The following is a 20713-nucleotide window of genomic DNA, read 5'->3' on the forward strand; positions in this document are numbered from 1 at the left end:
CGAAAGGAGCTGTTTGATCATGGGCAAATCCATGCTGAAACCCTGCATATCGATTGATATGCAGGGCATGAAATAGGAATACGGCGATCTATTCGACTTCTATATGAAGTTCAAACGTTTGATCCATATCCGTGTCGCCGATCAGTGAATAATTTGCGTAGTTATATACACCTGCCGGTACTTTTGATTTATCCAGGCCATGGCTTAGAATAACTTGTATGTCTGCCGTTCCTGCACCTAAAGTGGAGAACCTGCCTTTGAGTCCAATTGGAAGACTGTTTTGGTCTCTGTCTTCATACACGTAGTTGAAAAAGTTTGCTACCGGTTTGCCTTCCTCGTCTTTTGCAAAGAAAAAGAATTGGTGTTCATCAGCGGCTTTGATAAATTCATTGTTGATCATTTCACCTTTGCGGTACATCTCAATTTGTAAACGATAGGTTGAGTTGGGGTCCAGGTGAATGTGCGTATGGTCGTGATCATGTTCTTCTTCTTGTGCCGAAACGCTTACAGTCCTTGCGTGTGCATGGCCATGATCGTGGTCATGTGATAGGTCTTTAAAGTCGACTGTGATTTTTGTTGGTGTTTCATTGCCGTTTGCATCGAGCTTTATGAAGGTAAGGAGTGCGCTGTCCGGCTCCTCCTGTTCTACTTCGGGCTGTGGGGTATCCTTACTACAGGATCCGAGTAGGAAAGCTGATAAAAGGATAAATGCGAATGCGAATATGTGATTTTTCTTAGTCATGATCATTTTATTTAATGCGTTAAATTCTGTAAGTAGCTCTTAAAATGAAGTTGCGGCCGGTATCATGCGCATAATAGCGGAACCGGTTCATGTATTCCTTATAAAGCTTATTTGTTAAGTTATTGACTGATAGATTGAGTGACAGGCTATTTTTTCCTGTCTTTATCTGAAAGCCTGCATCCAGGTTGAGCAGGTGATAGGCTGAAGGGGGAGCAGTGTAGTCAGATCCTTCGTCGTATCTCGTTTGTTTTGAAACATATTGGTATTGTATCCGCAAGTAGCTATCAGACAGCGCTGCGGTATTAGGGAGCTTCAGTCTCAGGCTGTTATCGACCCGGTCTGACGGGATCCAGGGCAGGTACAGTTTATTCCGGGTGTCTTTAGCCCGAACAATGGACCCTTTTATCTCATACATGAGGAAAGGCAGGACCTGATAGGCTGCTGTAAGGTCCGTTCCCAGAAAACGGGCGTTAGTCTGCTGGTAGTTAAAGACTGGGAATGTGCCGCGGATATTCTCGAAATAGGTGTCTGATGGAGCCAGGTAGATATAATCGTGAATGAAGTTGACATAGGCGTCAAGGTTCAGACTGAACTTACCTGCTTCAAATTCTACTGAATTCATCCATTTGAATGCTCGTTCACTTTTTAAGCCTGCATCGCCACGCTCATAAGAGCCGGTTCCATGATGCAATCCATCACTATAAAGTTCACTGACGACAGGGGGGCGCCAGGCGGTTCCAAAATTACTCCGGAGGTGGAAGTGGTTGTTCAGGTGAAGAACGCCACCTGCGGAGAGGGATATGTTATGGAAATTGTGCACATCACCGTATAGTTGACCATCGCGGTTGTAACCCAGGGCGTCAAGATTCCGATAGTCGTAACGTGCCCCGACTTCCAGTTCGTAATTTCGTTTGAACAGTTTAACCAGGCCGTAGGCGCCTGCGCCAAAGGAATCGTAATTAGGGATCATAGGTGTAATGCCGGTTCCCGGAACATTATTGTTAATCTGCATCAGTCCGCTTAAGCCTAAAATGGTTTTTAGTCCCGAAGTACTCATATTTTCTATGTTGAGATCAAGCGTATGGGAGTGAAGTTTCAGATTTAGCGAAGGTGTAGCGTTTAGCACTCTACGAAGGTCGTATTCCTGTCTGTTATTGGATTGGAAGCCGTATGTAGCATTAACCGAAGCTCCGTTTGACAAATGGAAATGTGATTTCAGCTTCAGGAGGTCGTGACTAACTTTTTGCAGTGGAGCTTCGAGCTTATAGGTGAAGCTTCCATCAAAAAGCGGTCGTCCGTATGCTATGCGGTCTTGCAGATCAGTGAGATTGCCGAAATGCGCCCCTTTGAATATACCCAGTTCGGTTTGGAAGTGACTGTAGTATACTTCGGTCTCCAGGTGCTCGGTATGATAACCGACAGCTGCGGAGAAGTTTGTTTCGTGCATTCCGGAATTTTCAAGATAATAGTCGGCAGATTTCACATTTCCTGCTTTTTTAGCGGTTCCCTGGATTCTCCATCCGAAGCCATGAAGCTTAGGCAGACCTCCGGTGATCATACCTGAGACGGTGCCGGCTCTTCCATTACTGGCTCCGGTGAGGTTTAACTCAGCTTTGATTTCCGAAGAATGAGGCAGAGAAGGCGGCTCAACGAGAACAACGCCTCCGATCGCTTCTGCGCCGTAGCGGATCGCTTCTGCTCCCTTGATCACGGTGATCCGCCTGGCAATAAAGGGGTCAATCTCGGGTGCATGCTCGGAACCCCATTGTTGACCTTCCTGCCGGATTCCGTTGTTAAGGGTAAGTATGCGGTTACTATGCAAACCTTGTATGACCGGTTTGGAAATTGTACTTCCCGTTTGAAGCATATTAACTCCGCTGATGCTCTTCATAGCTTCTGCAAGGTTACCTCCCCGGGTGCGATCAAGTTCAGTCCCACTGATTGTAGTCGCTGCATTGGACGTGGGAACGGAAGAACGATGGCCAGTGATCTCGACTTCGTTCAACTTGATGTCTTGAGTATGGAGAGAGATCTCCAGTTTCTGTACTTTCCTGATTCGTACTTGTTTCTGAAAAGAATCATAACCGATTGCTCTGACAGTTACCAGTACTCTCTCTTCGCAAACGCTGTCTATTATGAATGTACCTTCTCTGCTGGTGATTCCGCTTTTCGCGTCTATTTGGATTGTTGCTCCTGATATGGGCTGTCCGGTGTCGGTATCGGACACGATTCCGCTGACAGTATGAGTGCATTTATTTCCCTTAGTCTGGCCAGATGATGACAGGCCATAGCATAAGAGGGCAATACATGTGAATACCCTTAATTTCATATTTACTTGTGTTCCGGATGACGTAAATTGTCGGCAGATCTCTATCGAAGATCTGATCTGAGATATTTAAAACGATAATGTAACCGGAAAGGGCGGGCCTTTATTGTAGGATTTGCGATGATAATTAGAGTTGACTGCGCAGTGGCACTCTGCTTGTAATTGGAGAGACGTTGTCGTATAGTGGACAAGCTCAAATACTGCGGGAACTATGGCCGCCGACAAGTTTTGATTCGAGTGGAAGGTACAAATAAAGCACTTTGGGCTTGCAAGCTGAAAGTCTTCCTGAGAACTGCTGTGAGGATACTTTGTAAAGTGATTTACATCGTCATGATGATGATGGGCAGCTTGTACCAGTTGGATTGACATTAACGTCACCAACATCACTATAGATACAAGGCGGTAAATTCTCTTCATTCTCAACTCTGACGCTTAATATTACAAAGTTGCATTTAAAAAATGGAAGGTGCAAAGTAAATATGTTATTTTTTTCTGATCCCGTCTATGCTCTTCGCCAGTCTGAATAGATTTGTTTTAGTTCCGATATTTACAGCGAAGGTTTGCAGGTTATGACCCTGTATTTTTTTGGTGTTTTGCATATAGCTCAACTCGGCAAAAAACTTAAATCTCCGGGCGCCATAGTCGAGGCCTGTATTAAGCTTGATGATTCCGGAAAGAGACGATTTATTCCTGTAATTGACTTCTCCGGCTTCAACATCTATCCGTGACCTCGGCTCATTGACAATTCCACCTCCTACACCGGCAGACCCGAATATCCTGAATTTTTTGATATTTTTCATGTATCCGTATGCGATGCTACCCATGTAAAAGGTAGCGTTTGCATTTTTGGTGATGTAGTCGTAGTCCGGATCAAGGTTAATCTGGTCGTATTTGTAGTTCAGGTAGTCAAGAGAGGGATAGAGGAAATGTTTCCGGTTTTTTGCCAGGATCTGCAGTCCGATAGAAGACGAGAATCGAGGTCGTAATACATCGGACACCCCGCCGATAGGAAAGGCCATACCAATCCCTTTCACGCTGAAGATGCGTTCTTTCTGGAGTATCTCCTGGCCCATGCCGAGGATGGAATCTACTGACTGCGCCTTGGTTGCGCCTGTTGACGCGATAAAAAGAATAGAAAATAAAATTAAGTAACGGTTTTTCATTATGATACCACTAATACTGTTGTATGGTTAACATGCAGAGGTGGTATAAGTTTCAAGCGTTCTTTCGATTATTTGGAGACATTCAATCATTTGTTTCGCCGTTATTATAAGAGGAGGCGCAAACCTGATAATATGGCCGTGTGTGGGCTTGGCGAGCAAACCATTATCTTTAAGAGCGACACAAAGATCCCAGGCAGTACGGCCATCTTTCAGAGGTAATATTTCTACGGCGTTTAGTAAGCCTCGTCCACGTACGACAGAGATGACCTGTGGATACCGGGATTTCATCTCGGTCAGGCCGGCTCTGAACAATTTGCCCATCTCTTGAGCATTTTCTGCGAGGTTTTCATCTCTGACTACGGAAAGTGCTGCTATAGCAACTGCACAGGCGAGTGGATTGCCGCCGAAAGTGGATCCATGTTCACCAGGTTGAATAGTAAGCATGATTTCATCGTCAGCAAGTACGGCTGATACAGGGAGCGCGCCTCCTGAGAGTGCTTTTCCCAGGATCAGGATATCGGGCCGAACATCTTCATAGTGACAAGCCAGCAGTTTGCCGGTTCTCGCGATGCCGGTCTGGATTTCGTCGGCAACAAACAGTACATTGTGTTGCCGGCAGAGCTGAAGTGCTTTTTTGAGGTATCCTTCCTCAGGGATCTTTATCCCTGCTTCCCCCTGAATGGGTTCGATGAGGAAAGCGCATATATCGGGGGTACTTATTGCTTTCTCCAAAGCCTCGTAATCATTGTAGGGAATGCTTGTGTACCCGGGCATGTAAGGTCCAAAATTCCTGGTAGAGTCAGGATCTGAGGAAAAAGAAATGATGCCGGTAGTACGGCCGTGAAAGTTCTCATTCGCTACGATGATCTTTGCGGTTTGGTCCGGTATGCCCTTTTTAACATATCCCCATCTTCTGGCTAGCTTGATGGCTGTTTCAACGGCCTCTGCACCTGAATTCATCATGAGTACCTTTTGGTAATCGAAAAATTCGGAAATAAATTTCTCACATTCTCCAAGTTTGGCACTATAGAACGCACGGGATGTCAGCGTCAGCTGAGAGGCCTGCTCAATAAGTTCGGTAATTATTTTTGGATGACAATGTCCCTGGTTAACAGCGCTGTATGCTGAAAGGAAGTCGAAATATCTTTTACCTTCGGGGTCCCATACAAACACACCCTGGCCTTTGGTTAAAACCACTGGTAGAGGATGGTAGTTGTGCGCGCCATACTTTTCTTCAAGGGCGATTGCGTCCAGGCTGGAGAGATTCGATTTCATGGCATAAGTTTTATTGTGTCGTGAGCCCGCCGCATTGTCTAAGCGGCGAGTCGATTAAATATAGAAATATTCGGCAATTTCCAGAGAACGTAAAGATATGCAGTCAGCCAGAAAGGGGTTATTCGAAATCAAATAAAACAGGTAAAAAGCTGGCGAAAGAGTATCTTTGAATTATGAATTATCTTATTGCTCCTTCGGTACTTGCTGCGGACTTCGCGAACTTGCAGCGTGATATAGAAATGGTTAATAGATCTGATGCTGACTGGTTTCACGTCGATATAATGGATGGTGTATTTGTTCCGAATATATCGTTTGGTTTTCCGGTACTTGAGGCTATAAACCGCTATGCAAAGAAGCCACTGGATGTTCATTTGATGATTACAGATCCAGATCGGTACATTGAAGCGTTTGCCAAAGCCGGAGCTTCGGTAATCACCGTGCATTATGAAGCATGTACTCATCTCCACAGGACGATAGATGCTATTAAAAGCTTAGGATGCAAAGCAGGAGTAGCACTTAATCCGCATACACCCGTTTCTTTGTTAGAAGATGTAGTTGAGGATATTGATTTAGCTCTGATTATGTCAGTTAATCCTGGCTTTGGTGGGCAAAAGTTTATTTCACAGACTTACAAAAAGGTGAGGTCGCTCAGGGAATTGTCCTCTGCTATTAACGACAGTTTGATGATTGAGATAGACGGAGGGGTGAATCTCGATAATGCGCCCTTGCTACTCGAGGCGGGAGCAAATGTACTGGTAGCGGGTAATTTCGTTTTCAGTGCTGAAGACCCAATTTCTACCATTCATTCTTTAAAGACAATAGAAACAGGGAGAAAACTGATTTAAATGTCATTTTTTACCGTTGAGGGTAATTGTGTAAGAACATAAGCGCTGGCCGCGTGCGATAGTGTGCTCCTGAATAATAGTGACTTCATTACCTAAAACTTGTTGCAGGATCTTCATATCTGAGTGGCAAAAGCCGGAGCACGCGTTGGAGGCGGCTCCAATCGGACAATGGTTTTCTAGCAGTGTAAACTCGTTTTCAGATACCCTGATACACTCGGCCATATAGCCTTCCTGCGAGCGGATTGCGGTATATCTTTTCAGGATATCAGCCAATCCGACTTCTTCTTTTAATAGTTCGGCATAACGCTTAATCGCTTCATTTTCACGCTTGATGAGGACGATATCAAGAGCGTCTTCGCCTAACTCATTTTTGATTGCGTTAAGAAGCTCCACGCTGAGTGCTGCATGGTTGTTGGGAAAATGAGCATGGCCATATTCCGTAAGTTCATATATTTGCACAGGTCTTCCAACACCATTAGAGATGGAGGTGGATTTTAAGAGGCCGTCTTCAGTCAGTTTGATCAGGTGCTGACGTGCTCCTTCGCTCGTCATGCCTAATTCGCTGGCGATGGCTTTGGCGTTTAGAGGCCCTCTTGTTTTTAAAAGTTGTAAGAACCTATTTGTTCGCATAAATATTTTCCAAGTTTTTACTTGTTTAATGCAAAAGTAGTAACTTTGCATTAAATAAAAGCCAGAATTTTTTTTGAGAGGTTTTGTAGCATCAAAATCCCTGGATTGGAAAATAGGTTTAATAAGTTAGCTATGAGTAAAGACCAAGAGTTATTAGAAACGCTTGCCACGAGTGAATATGAGTACGGGTTCTCTACCGATATCGAGACGGAGATTCTACCTCCGGGCTTGAACGAAGATACCATACGTTTTATCTCCGCAAAGAAGAATGAGCCAGAGTGGTTGCTAGAATATCGCCTGAAGGCCTTAAAACGGTTTCACGAAATGGAGAAACCAGATTGGCAGAATTTCGATTTTCCGGAGATGGATTTTCAGGCTATTTCCTACTATGCAGCACCTAAGAAGAAACAGCTGAATAGCTTAGACGAAGTTGATCCGGAGCTATTGGAGACATTCGCTAAGCTTGGTATTTCGCTGGACGAGCAAAAAATGCTGTCAGGGGTTGCTGTTGATGTGGTGTTTGACAGTGTATCTGTTACGACCACCTTTAAAGAGAAGTTGGCTGAGATAGGTGTAATCTTCTGTTCATTTGGAGAAGCGGTGCAGGAACATCCCGAGTTGGTTAAAAAATATTTGGGAACGGTCGTCCCTGTTGGGGATAACCTTTTCGCAGCCCTGAATGCAGCTGTCTTCTCTGACGGATCGTTCGCTTATATACCGAAAGGAGTCCGTTGTCCGATGGAACTGTCCACTTATTTCCGTATCAATGCGATGAACAGCGGTCAGTTTGAGCGCACATTAGTAATTGCTGACGAAGGTAGCTATGTAAGTTATCTGGAGGGTTGTACAGCGCCCATGCGTGACGAGAATCAGCTTCATGCTGCAGTTGTAGAGCTTGTTGCCCTCGACGATGCGGAGATTAAGTACTCTACCGTTCAGAATTGGTATCCGGGTGATAAAGACGGTAAGGGAGGTGTTTATAACTTCGTTACAAAACGGGGGATTTGTAAAGGAAACAATTCTAAAATTTCCTGGACCCAGGTGGAAACTGGTTCTTCTATCACATGGAAGTATCCAAGTGTTATTTTAAAAGGTGATAATTCTTCTGGTGAATTCTATTCAGTGGCACTGACCCGTAACAGGCAGATAGCTGATACGGGAACGAAGATGATCCACCTTGGAAAGAACACGAAAAGCCGTATTATCTCAAAGGGTATTTCTGCGGGCTTCAGCCATAACAGCTACCGCGGTTTAGTGTCTATTCATTCGAATGCAACTAATTCCCGTAACTTCACCCAGTGTGATTCACTTTTGATAGGCGATCGTTGCGGTGCTCATACATTCCCTTATATTGAAGGCAAAAACAGTACTTCTATTGTAGAGCATGAGGCGACCACTTCTAAGATTGGTGAGGATCAGGTATTCTACCTGAACCAAAGAGGTATTGATAGTGAGAAAGCAGTTGCGCTAATCGTTAACGGTTATGCTAGGGAAGTACTGAACAAGCTTCCTATGGAGTTTGCTGTAGAGGCTCAAAAATTATTGGCTATATCGCTGGACGGCAGTGTTGGATAGTTGTATTGATAAATTTTAATAAAAACATGCTTAATATAAATAATCTTCATTCTTCGATTGAAGGAAAACAAATCCTTAAAGGGATTAATCTAAAGGTTAACGCTGGCGAGATTCACGCAATCATGGGCCCTAACGGGTCAGGTAAGAGTACATTAGCTTCTGTATTAGCAGGCAAGGAAGAGTATGAGGTGAGTGAAGGAGAAGTTCTACTGGATAATAAAGACTTATTGGACATGGCTCCTGAGGATCGTGCCCGTGAAGGATTGTTCCTTGCTTTCCAATATCCTATAGAAATACCAGGTGTATCAAACATTAATTTCCTTAAAACTGCTCTTTCTGAGATTCGTGCATACAGGGGTTTGCCGGAGTTGACTTCAAAGGAGTTCCTGACGTTGTTGAAGGAGAAGCAAGAGCTTGTTGAGTTGAAATCTTCATTGGTCAACAGATCGCTTAACGAGGGTTTTTCCGGAGGGGAGAAGAAACGTAACGAGATTTTGCAGCTTGCAATGCTTGATCCTAAGTTGGCAATCCTGGATGAGACAGATTCTGGTCTGGATATTGATGCCTTGCGTATCGTGGCGAGTGGAGTAAATAAGCTTCGCAACGAGAATAATGCCTTTGTCATCATTACCCACTACCAACGCTTACTGGAATACATAGTGCCTGATTTTGTGCACATCTTGTATGATGGACGTATTATCAAATCGGGAACGAAAGAGTTAGCGCTTGAGTTAGAGGAAAAAGGGTATGACTGGATAACACAACATGAAACAGGGATTGTATAATAAGTTTTATAATTATTTGACTGATCGTTTTGAACAAAAGCAGTCAACAGTATTACCTTCTGAACCAGCTGGTCTGACAGAGAAGCGTAATCATGCATTTTCTGTGTTTAAGGAACTGGGTTTTCCTACCAGAAAGAATGAAGAGTGGAAGTTCACGAGTCTGGCTTCAGCATTGAAAGACGACTTGCAATGGACCATCGATCATAGCCACACCGTCGACAATACCAATAAAATTGATAACCTAGAGGCAGTTCATGTTGTATTGGTAAACGGAAAATATGCTCCGGAATTGTCAGATGCTCTTCCGGAAGGAATCTCATTCTATGAGACCAGTGCGACTCTTGCTGATCCTCGATGGTCTGAGAAGATCGGTTCAATTGCTACGGAAGAGGATTCGTCTATGCTGGCTTTAAATACGGCTTTTTTTACAGAGGTTAGTGTTTTTCATGTCGCTGCAAATGCAGTGGTAGAAACCCCGATCCATGTGTCGCATGTATTTACGGTGAATGTTCATCCTGAATTCATACCTTATCGTATGCTGATTATCGCTGAGCAGCATAGTGAGGCAACGATCATCGAAACATATCATTCAGCATCTGTAGTGCATCCGTTGTTTATCAGTTACGTAAGTGAACAAGACATTCATGAATCTGCGGTATTGCATACCCATATGATCAATACACTCTGCGAGAATACTTATTTTGTTCAGCACAGAGAAGTGTTACAGGCACGCAACAGCGTTGTCAATAACTCGAATATCTCACTAAGCGAAGTAAGTTTGCTCAGGAACGATCTGAATTTCCAACTTCAGGGAACAGGAACGGAAACAAATTTGCTTGGCGCATACATATTGACAGGCAGTCAGCATGTAGACAATCACACTCTTGTAGATCACCAGTCACCTCATTGCAATACCAACGAAGTGTATAAAGGTGTACTGCTTGATAGCTCTCACGCTGTTTTTAATGGCAAGGTGTTTGTGAGACAAGATGCTCAGAAGACGAACGCATTTCAACAAAACAACAATTTGTTGTTAAGTGATAACGCGACGGTGAACAGTAAGCCTCAGCTCGAGATCTTTGCTGATGATGTGAAGTGTTCTCACGGATCTACAATCGGACAAATGAATGACGAGGCCTTGTTCTATCTTCAGACCAGAGGTATTGGTAAAGATTTAGCAAAGAAGATGATTATGCAGTCGTTTATCTTCGAGGTGCTTGACAGGCTAACAATCCCTGCTTTGCAGGATTACACTTCGGAGCTTTTATTCAAAAAACTGCAAAGTGAGAATCTGACTGTTGCATAATTTTTGAACAGTTTTGAAAAACGAATTCATGGAAGCATTTACAGATCAGAACGAAACATCACTTATATATAAGGGAGAACCCATTAATAAACACTTTCCTGCATTGCAGCAAAGTGTTTATGGGAAACCATTGGTGTACTTTGACAATGCGGCCACAACGCAGAAGCCTCAGGCTGTGATTCAGGCGATAACAGATTATTACTCGACTATAAATAGTAATATTCATAGGGGTGTACATTTTCTTAGTCAGAAGGCGACCGACGCATACGAGGTTACCAGGAATGCAGTTGCAGAGTTTATTAATGCCTCGCATGCCTATGAAGTAATTTTCACCAAAGGAACGACCGATGGGATTAATCTGGTTGCAGATGCCTTCGGGTCTTATGCCTTAGGTCCCGGCGATTCTGTACTGATATCAGCGATGGAACACCATTCCAATATTGTTCCGTGGCAGATTGCATGTGAAAAGAAAGGGGCTTCTCTGAAAGTTATCCCTATGAATGAAGCGGGTGAGCTGCTGATGGAGGAATATGAGAAGCTTTTGGATGACAAGGTGAAGATTGTATCATTGACCTATGTGTCAAACAGCCTTGGCACCATTAATCCGGTTAAGGAGGTGATCAGACTCGCACATGAGCGAGGTATCCCTGTTCTGGTGGACGCCGCTCAGGCTGTACAGCATACCAAAGTGGATGTACAGGATCTTGATTGTGATTTTCTGGTATTCTCTGGACACAAAATGTACGGGCCGACCGGTATCGGCATCCTTTACGGTAAAGAGGAGTGGCTGAATAAACTACCTCCTTATCAAGGAGGGGGTGATATGATCAAAACTGTAACTTTTGAAGGTACAGAGTACAATGATCTTCCGTTTAAGTTTGAAGCAGGAACTCCTCATATTGAGGGAGCGATCACTTTGCTTTCTGCATTAGAGTTTATCAAAGAGGTGGGGCTGGATAATATCGAACGCCATGAATCTGAACTCCTGCGGTATGCGACTGAGAGCCTTTCTGAAATACCTGAAGTCAAGATAATTGGTACGGCAGGACAAAAGGCAGGTGCCATATCCTTAGTTGTGGACGGCGCACATCCTTACGATATCGGGGTTTTACTCGACAAAATGGGTATTGCCGTTCGTACCGGACATCATTGCACTCAACCGGTCATGGATTTCTATAAAATTCCGGGGACTTTACGTTTATCATTTGCCGTCTATAACACAAAAGAAGAGATTGATCTCTTTATGAGTAGTTTGAAAAGAGCTATTCGGATCTTAATTTAATCTGTATGACTATAAACGAGAAGCAAGACGAACTGATTGAAGAGTTTGAGTTTCTTACTGATTGGGTAGATAAATATGAGCATATCATAACGTCTGCAAAGGAACTTCCTTTAATCGATGAAGAATATAAGCAAGATAAGTATCTGATAAAAGGGTGCCAGTCTAAGGTGTGGTTATATCCGGAAATGAAAGACGGAAAGGTTTACTTCACCGCTGATAGTGACGCCATCATCTCAAAGGGCCTGGTAAATCTTATTGTTCAGGTACTGTCGGGTTATTCTCCTTCGGAGATCATGGATGCAGATCTTTATTTCATTGACCGAATAGGTTTGAAAGAACATTTGTCGCCAACGCGTTCGAATGGATTATTGTCCATGCTGAAGCAGATAAAAATGTATGCCTTTGCTTATAATTCATTAAAAGCATAAGATTATGATAATTAACGATGCTGCTGGTTTAAAGGATGAAATAATTGAGAGGCTTAAGACGGTCTTCGATCCCGAGCTGCCGGTTAACATATATGAACTCGGTCTTATCTATGAGTTGATTACTCATGTTGATGGTACAGTGAAGGTGGTCATGACTCTTACAGCTCCAGGTTGTCCGGTAGCCGATCAGATTCTCCAGGATGTGGAACGTCGTCTTTCCGATATTGAAGGGGTTAAGGAAGTGAGGGTTGAGATTACGTTTGACCCACCGTGGGACCGGAGTATGATGAGCGAGGAAGCCCAACTCGAGCTTGGGTTCATGTAGGCTTAATGTGGAAAGATTTAAAGGCTGGTTGCAGATGCACCAGCCTTTTTTTGTTACTTGAATTTGTTCAGATGTTCGTTATAAGATCTCCTCAGTATTCGTATTTCTGCGATATGGAGCAAGTTATGAGGTGTTTTGATTATGTTTTTGTTGTTTTTTGCCTATTATACAGCAGTTAACGTCTTTTTAGGGCGCTTTTTGCTTTTTTTTGAAATTTTTTGGCATTTTTTTCAAAAAAAATAAATAATAATGTACATTCGTGTTATAGATCGAAACGTTAGTCCTCGAAAAAGATTCATCAAGTTATTATAATTACAGACATATTAGAAAAATGGCAACTAAATTAGAGTACATCTGGCTGGATGGTTATAAACCGACACAAAGCCTGCGTAGCAAAACAAAAATTGAAAAGGATTTCAGCGGCAAACTAGAAGATTGCCCACTTTGGAGCTTCGATGGTTCTTCAACCGAGCAGGCACCGGGAGGTTCATCTGATTGTGTGTTGCAGCCTGTGTTTATCTGTCCTGACCCTCAGAGAAAAAACGCCTATTTAGTTATGTGTGAGGTATTGGATTCAGATCACAAGCCACATGAGTCTAATGGTCGTGCTACAATCGAAGACGATGATAACGACTTCTGGTTTGGTTTTGAGCAAGAATACTTTCTTTGGGATCCAGAAACAAGTAAACCTTTAGGTTTTCCAGCAGCAGGTTACCCTAGTCCGCAAGGTCCTTATTACTGCTCTGTAGGTGCAAAAAATGCGTTTGGAAGACATATTGTAGAAGAGCATCTGGATGTTTGCCTGGAAGCGGGTCTTAACGTTGAAGGTATTAATGCTGAAGTGGCAGCAGGTCAGTGGGAATTCCAGATTTTTGCCAAAGGAGCAAAAGAAGCTGGCGATCAAATATGGGTAGCTCGTTACCTGCTTGAAAGAATCGGCGAGAAATTTGGAGTTGCGATCAACTGGCATTGCAAACCGCTTGGAACGCTCGACTGGAATGGCTCAGGTATGCATGCAAACTTTTCTAACACACTTTTAAGAACTGCTGGAAAGAAAGAAACATACGATAAAATCTGCGAAGCATTCCGCCCGGTTGTTAAGGAGCATATAGATGTTTATGGCGCCGATAACCACCTTCGCCTGACAGGTAAACACGAGACTGCGTCTATTCTAGACTTCAGTTATGGCGTGTCAGACAGGGGCGCATCTATTCGAATTCCTTTGTTCACTGTTGAAAAGGGATGGAATGGATACCTTGAGGATCGTCGTCCGAATTCGGCAGCTGATCCATACAAGGTTGCGGCAAGAATCATTAAAACTGTAAAGTCTGTAGAAGCTTAACAGACAGGTTGGCAAGAAAATCCCCTGAATCTTTCAGGGGATTTTTTTTGCCGTATTTTTCCGCTTTTCCTTGATATCTTTATATAGTTCACAACAGTTCTACGCTATACATTTTTCATGGATATAAATCAAGTCATAGAGTATCTGAGAAATAAAAATACAGACAAAGTTAAATTTGCTTTTGCTGACATCGATGGTATATTGAGGGGTAAGGTCATTCATCTGGATAAATTTATCGCTGGTCTGGAATCTGGCTATGGTTTTTGCGACGTCGCCTTTGGATGGGACAGCGCGGATAAGTTAAACACCGACCTTGAGATTACAGGATGGCAATCTGGTTTTCCTGATCAACTATGCTTTATCGACGTTGCTACAATGCGTTTTATTCCCTGGCAAGGCGACATCCCTTTTTTTTTGGCTGACTTCGGGCAGTTAGCCCAGGGAGCAGCGGAGGTCTGCCCAAGATCACTCCTGAGAACGGTGCGCGATAAATGTACCGATATGGGCTTTCATTCTGAATTTGCCCAAGAGTTTGAGTGGTTTAATTTCATGGAGTCGTCCGAATCTGTCTATAACAAGCAGTTTAAAAACCTGAAGCCTCTTAGTTCCGGAATGTTTGGATATTCGGTTTTAAGGCCATCACAGCATAGCGAGTATTATTATGATCTTTTTGATCAGCTCGGCAAGTTCAATGTGCCGTTAGAAGGCTTACATACTGAAACGGGGCCCGGTGTATATGAGGCTGCAATAATTCACGACGAAGTATTATCAGCGGCTGATAAGGCCGTGCTTTTGAAGGCGTCTGTGAAAGAACTAGCCGCCAAACATGACCTGCTGGCAACGTTCATGGCCAAGTGGAACGAACAGCTCCCAGGTTGCAGCGGCCATATCCATCAAAGTTTATGGGATTTGGAAATGAAAAGTAACCTGTTTTTCGATGGCCGCGATCCGAGCAATATGAGCGAATTGCTAAAGAATTACATAGCAGGACAATTGTACTGTCTTCCCTACATTATGCCTTTCTACGCACCAACCGTTAATAGCTATAAAAGGTTGGTAGAAGGAGCCTGGGCACCCACCACAGTATCCTGGGGACTTGAAAATCGCACCACCGCACTACGTGTTATTAACCAGAATCATAAATTAACCAGATTGGAGACAAGGGTACCCGGTTCGGATAGCAATCCTTACCTGGCGATGGCAGCGTCACTTGCTTCAGGTCTCTATGGTGTTGAGAACAAGATCCCGTTGCACATACCCGCTATAGAGGGCAATGCTTATCAACAAACCAGTATTGAAAACCTTCCATCCAACCTTTACGATGCAACAATGATTATGAGCAAGTCTCCTCTTCCAGTGGAACTTTTTGGTTCTGCCTTCATCAATCACTTTAGCAAGACCCGTTTTTGGGAGTGTAAGGAGCAAAGCCGGTATGTAAGTGATTGGGAGCTGAAGCGATACTTCGAGATTATATAAAAAAGAACCCGTTCAATGGATTATTCCAGAATCATAAAAAAAGCATGGAAAGAATATGATCCGACGAAGACGATCCGCCGGATTCAGGACATTAGCGCCATGGTGTCTACCAATCATGTCTTCAGAATCGTGTTTGAAGACGATGATATCGTTATTGCCAAGCTGTCTTACTTTGGGAGATACGATCACTTTAAGGAAGATCACCGGATCATTCACTCGCTTGCTAATAATTTACTTTACCCGTTTGAAAATTTCCTTGCCAAGTCTCTCCTGAAGAACAACCGGGTATATACATACCGCTACAAAACCGGCAAGACAGATACCTGGGTCGTCTTCTATAACCCTACGCGCGTTCAGAACCGACTTCCAAAACGACTCGAAGAATCGAATATCCGGAAATTAGGTTATCAGATAGGCAAATTCCACCGTGCCTGTTCGAGAGTCAGTAAAGTGCTTCCGAAGTCGTCAAAGACCCTTAGTACGGATATTAATACTTTACTGAAGCAGTTAAACACCCCTAAATTTAAAAAACGCTTCAATACCGAACAAATTGACGTAATAAGGTATCATTGCGAGACTTTTCTCAAAAACAGACAGCTTTATAATGCCGGTGCCTTTGAAACTATTCCGGTTTTTATCGATTGGAATATTGGAAATTTCTCGGTCACTCCAAATTTGAAGCTTTATTCCAGATGGGACTACGACTGGTTCAGAATGAGCAGCCGGATGATGGATTTTTATTTTTTCAGTCGGGTAGTATCCCATGCAGGGGATAAGACTGTATTTAGCTATCTTATTAATCCATTAAACGAAGATCGTTTTATTATCTTTCTGGAAGAATATCATAAAGTAAATCCTTTAACTGCAGTTGAGATCAGATTTCTTAGGGAGGTATATCGCTTCTTTATTCTCAATTACGTCATTAAGGATGGAAACTATTTTTTCAACGAGCAGTATGCGACTAAGCTTCAGGCAGAAGCATTGAGCATCTATCTGCCATCTGTAGATGCTGATTTTAATCCCGAACGGCTAATATCCGCATTGAATCTTAATTGAATAGAATGAATGAAATCGTCGAATTTGAGTCTATTATCGATCAGTACAAAGTAATATTTTTTGATGCTTTTGGTGTTCTAAAAAACTACAATGGTCTGTTACCCGGGATTGAAAGGACTTTTGACCTTTTGAAAGAAAGGAGGAAAGAGTATTACATAGTTACGAACGACGCTTCCCGAAGTCCCGAGCAGCTTGCTGCAAGCTATCACCGGCTGGGGCTGCCCGAGGTTTCCCATAAGCGCATTATTTCTTCCGGTATGCTTGCCAAAGAGTATCTGGACCTGAAAGTTCCCGGAGGTATCGTTGCATATTTAGGCACACGTAACTCAGCGCATTATATCGAAAGCTCAGGGTTAAGGACATTGCCGGTCAGCGCCATTGACGATAAAAATATCCATGAAGTTACGGCTTTGCTTTTTCTTGATGACGAAGGTTTCGACTGGTGCAAGGATTTAAACAAAACGGTGAACCTGTTACGCACAAGGACCATTCCCGTTATTGTGGCCAATACGGATTACGCCTATCCGATAAAAGAAAATAAGGTGGCCATTGCGATAGGTGGAGTAGCCGCTATGCTTGAAACGATACTTGGACGTGAGTTTATAAATTTTGGAAAGCCCGACTCTCAAATGTTTATGTTTGCATATGAGCAAATCAGGAAGCGGGTTTCTATAAGTAAGAAGGAAATTCTGATGGTGGGTGATACACTCCATACCGATATCCTCGGTGGCAATAAGTTCGGCCTTGACACGGTGTTAGTGTTAACAGGAAATACATTGCCTAAGGATCTTACCTCTATCATTGCCAGAACAGGTATCATCCCTACCTATGTCTGCGAATCAGCGGTTGTAAATAAATAGCCGTGTCAGGGGTATACGCCCTGACGCGGCTATTTATTCAGGTAATTACGCCTGTTTAACGAACTGAATTTCAGCAATCAATCTGATATCGTCACTTACCACTACCTGTCCGGCTTCCGTAACAGCACTCCAGGTCAAACCAAATTCCTTTCTGCTTATCTTTCCTGAAACAGTAAATCCCGCTTTAGTTTGGCCATAGGGGTCGACAACAATGCCCCCGAACTCTGCTTTTAAAGTAATAGGTTTAGTTGTATCTTTAATGGTAAGATCTCCCGATACAGTAAACTCATCACCCGATTTATCAACCCGGTTGCTTTTGAAAGTTAAAGAAGGGTATTGGCTGGCGTCGAAGAAGTCAGCCGATCTCAAATGCTCGTCCCTTTGGCTGTTGTTTGTGCTTATGGAATCGATGGAGGCAGTGAAGTCTACGGAAGAAACAGATGAGAAGTCGTCTTCTTCTGTCACTGCAGTTGCATCGAATTCGTTAAAATTACCGGTAACGGTGGTGATCATTAAGTGTTTTACTTTGAACTGAATCTCACTGTGAGTAGGGTCAATTTTCCAATTAGTTGCCATGGTTTTATCTGTTAAATTATGTTATTATTCTTCTTGTAAATAAATGATAGACAAAAATACTCGTTATATTGTCGGAGCAACTTAACCCAGATTAAGAAATATATTTTAGCGCTCCCAACCTTTGATGAACTACACACCATATCAACCCCTTACCGTCCTCGTTGTTCTAATTATTCTCTCTCTACAGAGCTACTCTCAAGGTGTTCGTGGCAAAATATTGGGGTCTAATGGTGAACCATTGCCCTACGCTTCTGTATTTATGACCGATAGTCAATCAGGTACCTCGGCTAATGCCAACGGAGAGTATGAAGTCAGGCTGCCCAAGGGTATTCATAAGATCAGGATCCAGAACATAGGATATGTATCTCAGGAGGCGGATGTCGAAGTTCAGGACACCTGGACGGTTAAAGACTTTACCCTGAAGGTTCAGGGTTATTTGCTCCAGGAAGTTCAGGTGGATAAGGGAAAGAAGCAGGACTACGCTTATACCATTATCAGAAACGCGATAGCCAGGAGTAAGTTCCATCGGCTCCAGTATAAAAGTTACCAGATGAAGGTGTATGTGAAAGGCACCGGAGAGCTTCTGAAAGTGCCATTTTTTGTGAAAGGAAAGTTGAAAAAGGAGGGCGTTAAGCTGAATGAAGCGTATACATCCGAATCTGTAAGCATCGTCAGCTTTGCGCAGCCGGACAAAGTTACAGAAAAAGTCATAGCCGTCCGTACTACCGGAGAAAACTCGGGTGCAGGGTCGCCCTCCATGTTTATCAGTGAAACCTTTTATCAAGATAAGGTTGCAAATATCTTGTCTCCCTTATCCAGGTCGGCATTTCGATACTACAATTTCCGGTATGAGGGCAGTTTCACAGAGGGGAAAGATATTGTCAATAAAATCCGGGTGATTCCAAAGTCAAAAGGGGACAATATTTTCGAGGGTCATATCTACATTATTGAAGACGAGTGGGCCATCCATAGTGTTAATCTACGTACCAGCCTTCTTGGATTCCCTATATCGGTTAAACAGAGCTTTGCTGAAGTCGCCCCACGTCTGTGGTTGCCCGTACATCATCAATATGAATTTGCTGGCAATGTCCTCGGATTTGCGGGCCACTATAAATATATTGCGAGCTGTAGCCAGTTTAAAGTAGTTATCGACGAGAAGCTTAAGGCTGAAGCTGAAGTAGTGGCCACAGCTCCTATAGATCAGGTAAACCCGGAAGTCCCTCAAGTAGCAAAAAGTCAACCCGCGACAAGAAAGCAGTTTAGAAAAATGATCGATGAGTATGAGAAGGAAACTTTGCGGCAACAAAACAATCCCCGGGTGGTAGCAGAAAGAACAATTAAAACCGATTCTCTGGCTTACAAGAAGGATTCTACATTTTGGAATGAAGAGCGATCTACGCCGCTGACTGAAAAGGAAATCCGGGGTTACAGGAGAGATGATTCTTTAGCCAAGGCCGCGAAAGAAGAAGCTAAAGGCAATTCCGGCACAAAATCCGGTAAATTCAGTGGCCTGCAACTGATAACAGGTGGAAGCTACAAAGTTGATAGCCTGACACGCGTTACCATTCATCCCACTTTTGCCCAGGTTTATTATAATACTGTCGAAGGGTTCAATGTCAACCTCAGTGCGGAACTACAGAGAAGCTTTAGGAACAGTCAAAGAAAGCTTTCCTTTATACCCTCGTTTCGATACGGCCTGGCGAGCGAAAGATTCTATGCTAAAGGAAGGCTGGTCTATGGCAGCCGGGAGAACAGCTTTTCTTTGGACGGAGGAAGCTTCGTCAGTCAGTTTAATCCTGACGATCCCATTCATCCTCTGGTGAATTCAATCACCTCCCTAATCGCGCGAAGGAACTTTATGAAAATTTACGAGAAGAACTATATACGGGGTGCTTATTCCTATAAACCTTCTCCATTCCTTTCCCTGACTATCGGTGCTGAGTTTGCACGCCGGGCTGAACTATTTAACAACACCGATTATAGCTTCTTCAACCAAGAGTCCAGAGCGTATACCGATAACAGACCTGAAAATATTGAGTTGGCTCAAACCGGATTTGAAACGCATCATGCACTGATAACTGACCTGACGCTGCGATACCGTCCGGGCGAAGCCTACCGGATGTACAATGGAAAGAAGGTCCCTCTCTTCAACAGATCACCTGAATTTCTTCTTCTTTATAAAAAGGGAATATCTGGCCTGGCAGACAGTAAAGTAGATTTCGATCAGGTGGAGTTAGGTATAAACCACTCCTTTTCCGCAGGTTTGGGCGCCTTACTGAGCTTCGAACTCAGGGCAGGAACGTTTCTTAACAATAAACAGACGTATCTTATGGACTACAAACATTTCGATGCCAATCGTACTTTTCTGGGCAGCTTGAAGCCTGCCGGTTCATTCCGCCTGTTAGACTATTACAACTATAGTACCGATGATACCTATTTTTCGGGAAATGTGTATTATCAGTTCAGAAAACTGCTGATTACCCGGATTCCGGAAGTAAGGCTGGCCGGACTAAAGGAAAGCCTCTTCGTGAACTACCTCAAAACAAAATATTCACCACACTATTATGAGCTGGGATATTCGCTTGACAATGTCTTCAGGCTATTCCGTGTTGAGCTTGCCGCATCGTTTGAAGGCAGGCACCACCAGGACAAGGGTATCAGGGTGGGGATTGCATCTATGTTCCAGGTCAACAAACGGTAGTTTCCTAACGTCTGTAAACA

18 protein-coding genes are annotated in these 20713 nt (G+C 43.4%); 12 read left to right on the forward strand and 6 right to left on the reverse strand.

The window, feature by feature from the left end:
- Positions 1 to 88 precede the first annotated feature (88 nt).
- The 4 genes from ACKI5J_RS02185 to rocD form a co-directional block, all read right to left on the reverse strand.
- Positions 89 to 742 (reverse strand): hypothetical protein, encoded by a 654-nt coding sequence (locus ACKI5J_RS02185; protein ID WP_407426054.1) that lies wholly within the window; start codon positions 740 to 742, stop codon positions 89 to 91.
- A gap of 19 nt (positions 743 to 761) precedes the next feature.
- Complete coding sequence (locus ACKI5J_RS02190) at positions 762 to 3071, reverse strand: TonB-dependent receptor (RefSeq protein ID WP_407426056.1); 2310 nt, start codon at positions 3069 to 3071, stop codon at positions 762 to 764.
- A gap of 479 nt (positions 3072 to 3550) precedes the next feature.
- A complete protein-coding gene (locus ACKI5J_RS02195; protein WP_407426058.1) occupies positions 3551 to 4231 on the reverse strand; it encodes a hypothetical protein in 681 nt (226 codons plus the stop codon).
- Positions 4232 to 4258: 27 nt separating this feature from the next.
- On the reverse strand, positions 4259 to 5506 hold the full coding sequence (rocD, locus tag ACKI5J_RS02200) for an ornithine--oxo-acid transaminase (RefSeq protein ID WP_407426060.1): 1248 nt from the start codon (positions 5504 to 5506) through the stop codon (positions 4259 to 4261).
- Between the two features lie 173 nt (positions 5507 to 5679).
- Here rocD and rpe point away from each other — a divergent pair, with 173 nt between their 5' ends.
- Positions 5680 to 6351 (forward strand): ribulose-phosphate 3-epimerase, encoded by a 672-nt coding sequence (gene rpe, locus ACKI5J_RS02205; RefSeq protein ID WP_407426062.1) that lies wholly within the window; start codon positions 5680 to 5682, stop codon positions 6349 to 6351.
- A gap of 3 nt (positions 6352 to 6354) precedes the next feature.
- Here the strand turns inward: rpe and ACKI5J_RS02210 are convergent, their stop codons facing one another.
- Complete coding sequence (locus ACKI5J_RS02210) at positions 6355 to 7032, reverse strand: helix-turn-helix transcriptional regulator (RefSeq protein ID WP_407426064.1); 678 nt, start codon at positions 7030 to 7032, stop codon at positions 6355 to 6357.
- Positions 7033 to 7113: 81 nt separating this feature from the next.
- Between ACKI5J_RS02210 and sufB the strand changes: the two genes are divergently transcribed.
- The 10 genes from sufB (at position 7114) to ACKI5J_RS02260 (ending at position 17416) form a co-directional block, all read left to right on the forward strand.
- Complete coding sequence (sufB, locus tag ACKI5J_RS02215) at positions 7114 to 8556, forward strand: Fe-S cluster assembly protein SufB (protein ID WP_407426066.1); 1443 nt, start codon at positions 7114 to 7116, stop codon at positions 8554 to 8556.
- A 26-nt stretch (positions 8557 to 8582) separates the two neighbouring features.
- Entirely contained in the window at positions 8583 to 9341 is a 759-nt protein-coding gene (gene sufC / locus ACKI5J_RS02220) for a Fe-S cluster assembly ATPase SufC (RefSeq protein ID WP_407426068.1), read from the forward strand.
- On the forward strand, positions 9322 to 10647 hold the full coding sequence (gene sufD / locus ACKI5J_RS02225) for a Fe-S cluster assembly protein SufD (RefSeq protein WP_407426070.1): 1326 nt from the start codon (positions 9322 to 9324) through the stop codon (positions 10645 to 10647). Before sufC ends, sufD begins: the two co-directional genes overlap by 20 nt.
- A 28-nt stretch (positions 10648 to 10675) precedes the next feature.
- Positions 10676 to 11929, forward strand: a complete 1254-nt coding sequence (locus tag ACKI5J_RS02230; RefSeq protein ID WP_407426072.1) for an aminotransferase class V-fold PLP-dependent enzyme — start codon at positions 10676 to 10678, stop codon at positions 11927 to 11929.
- A 5-nt stretch (positions 11930 to 11934) separates the two neighbouring features.
- Positions 11935 to 12357, forward strand: a complete 423-nt coding sequence (locus tag ACKI5J_RS02235; RefSeq protein ID WP_407426074.1) for a SufE family protein — start codon at positions 11935 to 11937, stop codon at positions 12355 to 12357.
- 4 nt (positions 12358 to 12361) lie between these two features.
- Entirely contained in the window at positions 12362 to 12682 is a 321-nt protein-coding gene (locus tag ACKI5J_RS02240) for a metal-sulfur cluster assembly factor (protein ID WP_407426076.1), read from the forward strand.
- 331 nt (positions 12683 to 13013) lie between these two features.
- Positions 13014 to 14024, forward strand: coding sequence for a glutamine synthetase beta-grasp domain-containing protein (locus ACKI5J_RS02245; protein WP_407426078.1), 1011 nt, complete (start codon positions 13014 to 13016; stop codon positions 14022 to 14024).
- Between the two features lie 117 nt (positions 14025 to 14141).
- Positions 14142 to 15500, forward strand: a complete 1359-nt coding sequence (locus ACKI5J_RS02250; protein WP_407426080.1) for a glutamine synthetase family protein — start codon at positions 14142 to 14144, stop codon at positions 15498 to 15500.
- A 15-nt stretch (positions 15501 to 15515) separates the two neighbouring features.
- Entirely contained in the window at positions 15516 to 16556 is a 1041-nt protein-coding gene (locus tag ACKI5J_RS02255; protein ID WP_407426082.1) for a hypothetical protein, read from the forward strand.
- A 5-nt stretch (positions 16557 to 16561) separates the two neighbouring features.
- Entirely contained in the window at positions 16562 to 17416 is an 855-nt protein-coding gene (locus ACKI5J_RS02260; RefSeq protein ID WP_407426084.1) for an HAD-IIA family hydrolase, read from the forward strand.
- Positions 17417 to 17461: 45 nt separating this feature from the next.
- Here the strand turns inward: ACKI5J_RS02260 and ACKI5J_RS02265 are convergent, their stop codons facing one another.
- The gene (locus tag ACKI5J_RS02265) at positions 17462 to 17992 is read right to left on the reverse strand and encodes a YceI family protein (RefSeq protein ID WP_407426086.1); all 531 of its coding nucleotides are present in this window, start codon (positions 17990 to 17992) and stop codon (positions 17462 to 17464) included.
- A gap of 124 nt (positions 17993 to 18116) precedes the next feature.
- Between ACKI5J_RS02265 and ACKI5J_RS02270 the strand changes: the two genes are divergently transcribed.
- A complete protein-coding gene (locus ACKI5J_RS02270) occupies positions 18117 to 20693 on the forward strand; it encodes a DUF5686 and carboxypeptidase regulatory-like domain-containing protein (protein ID WP_407426088.1) in 2577 nt (858 codons plus the stop codon).
- The last annotated feature ends 20 nt before the right edge of the window (positions 20694 to 20713 follow it).

The sequence above is a fragment of the Arcticibacter sp. genome (assembly GCF_045629565.1).
Classification (GTDB): domain Bacteria; phylum Bacteroidota; class Bacteroidia; order Sphingobacteriales; family Sphingobacteriaceae; genus Arcticibacter.

Bases quoted from the DNA above. Each gene is read 5' to 3' on its own strand.
- sufD (WP_407426070.1), top strand. From the start codon at position 9,322: ATGAAACAGGGATTGTATAATAAGTTTTATAATTATTTGACTGATCGT.
- rocD (WP_407426060.1), bottom strand. From the start codon at position 5,506: ATGAAATCGAATCTCTCCAGCCTGGACGCAATCGCCCTTGAAGAAAAG.
- sufB (WP_407426066.1), top strand. From the start codon at position 7,114: ATGAGTAAAGACCAAGAGTTATTAGAAACGCTTGCCACGAGTGAATAT.
- sufC (WP_407426068.1), top strand. From the start codon at position 8,583: ATGCTTAATATAAATAATCTTCATTCTTCGATTGAAGGAAAACAAATC.
- ACKI5J_RS02195 (WP_407426058.1), bottom strand. From the start codon at position 4,231: ATGAAAAACCGTTACTTAATTTTATTTTCTATTCTTTTTATCGCGTCA.
- ACKI5J_RS02210 (WP_407426064.1), bottom strand. From the start codon at position 7,032: ATGCAAAGTTACTACTTTTGCATTAAACAAGTAAAAACTTGGAAAATA.
- ACKI5J_RS02235 (WP_407426074.1), top strand. From the start codon at position 11,935: ATGACTATAAACGAGAAGCAAGACGAACTGATTGAAGAGTTTGAGTTT.
- ACKI5J_RS02230 (WP_407426072.1), top strand. From the start codon at position 10,676: ATGGAAGCATTTACAGATCAGAACGAAACATCACTTATATATAAGGGA.
- ACKI5J_RS02190 (WP_407426056.1), bottom strand. From the start codon at position 3,071: ATGAAATTAAGGGTATTCACATGTATTGCCCTCTTATGCTATGGCCTG.
- ACKI5J_RS02185 (WP_407426054.1), bottom strand. From the start codon at position 742: ATGACTAAGAAAAATCACATATTCGCATTCGCATTTATCCTTTTATCA.
- rpe (WP_407426062.1), top strand. From the start codon at position 5,680: ATGAATTATCTTATTGCTCCTTCGGTACTTGCTGCGGACTTCGCGAAC.
- ACKI5J_RS02240 (WP_407426076.1), top strand. From the start codon at position 12,362: ATGATAATTAACGATGCTGCTGGTTTAAAGGATGAAATAATTGAGAGG.
- ACKI5J_RS02255 (WP_407426082.1), top strand. From the start codon at position 15,516: ATGGATTATTCCAGAATCATAAAAAAAGCATGGAAAGAATATGATCCG.
- ACKI5J_RS02245 (WP_407426078.1), top strand. From the start codon at position 13,014: ATGGCAACTAAATTAGAGTACATCTGGCTGGATGGTTATAAACCGACA.
- ACKI5J_RS02270 (WP_407426088.1), top strand. From the start codon at position 18,117: ATGAACTACACACCATATCAACCCCTTACCGTCCTCGTTGTTCTAATT.
- ACKI5J_RS02260 (WP_407426084.1), top strand. From the start codon at position 16,562: ATGAATGAAATCGTCGAATTTGAGTCTATTATCGATCAGTACAAAGTA.
- ACKI5J_RS02250 (WP_407426080.1), top strand. From the start codon at position 14,142: ATGGATATAAATCAAGTCATAGAGTATCTGAGAAATAAAAATACAGAC.
- ACKI5J_RS02265 (WP_407426086.1), bottom strand. From the start codon at position 17,992: ATGGCAACTAATTGGAAAATTGACCCTACTCACAGTGAGATTCAGTTC.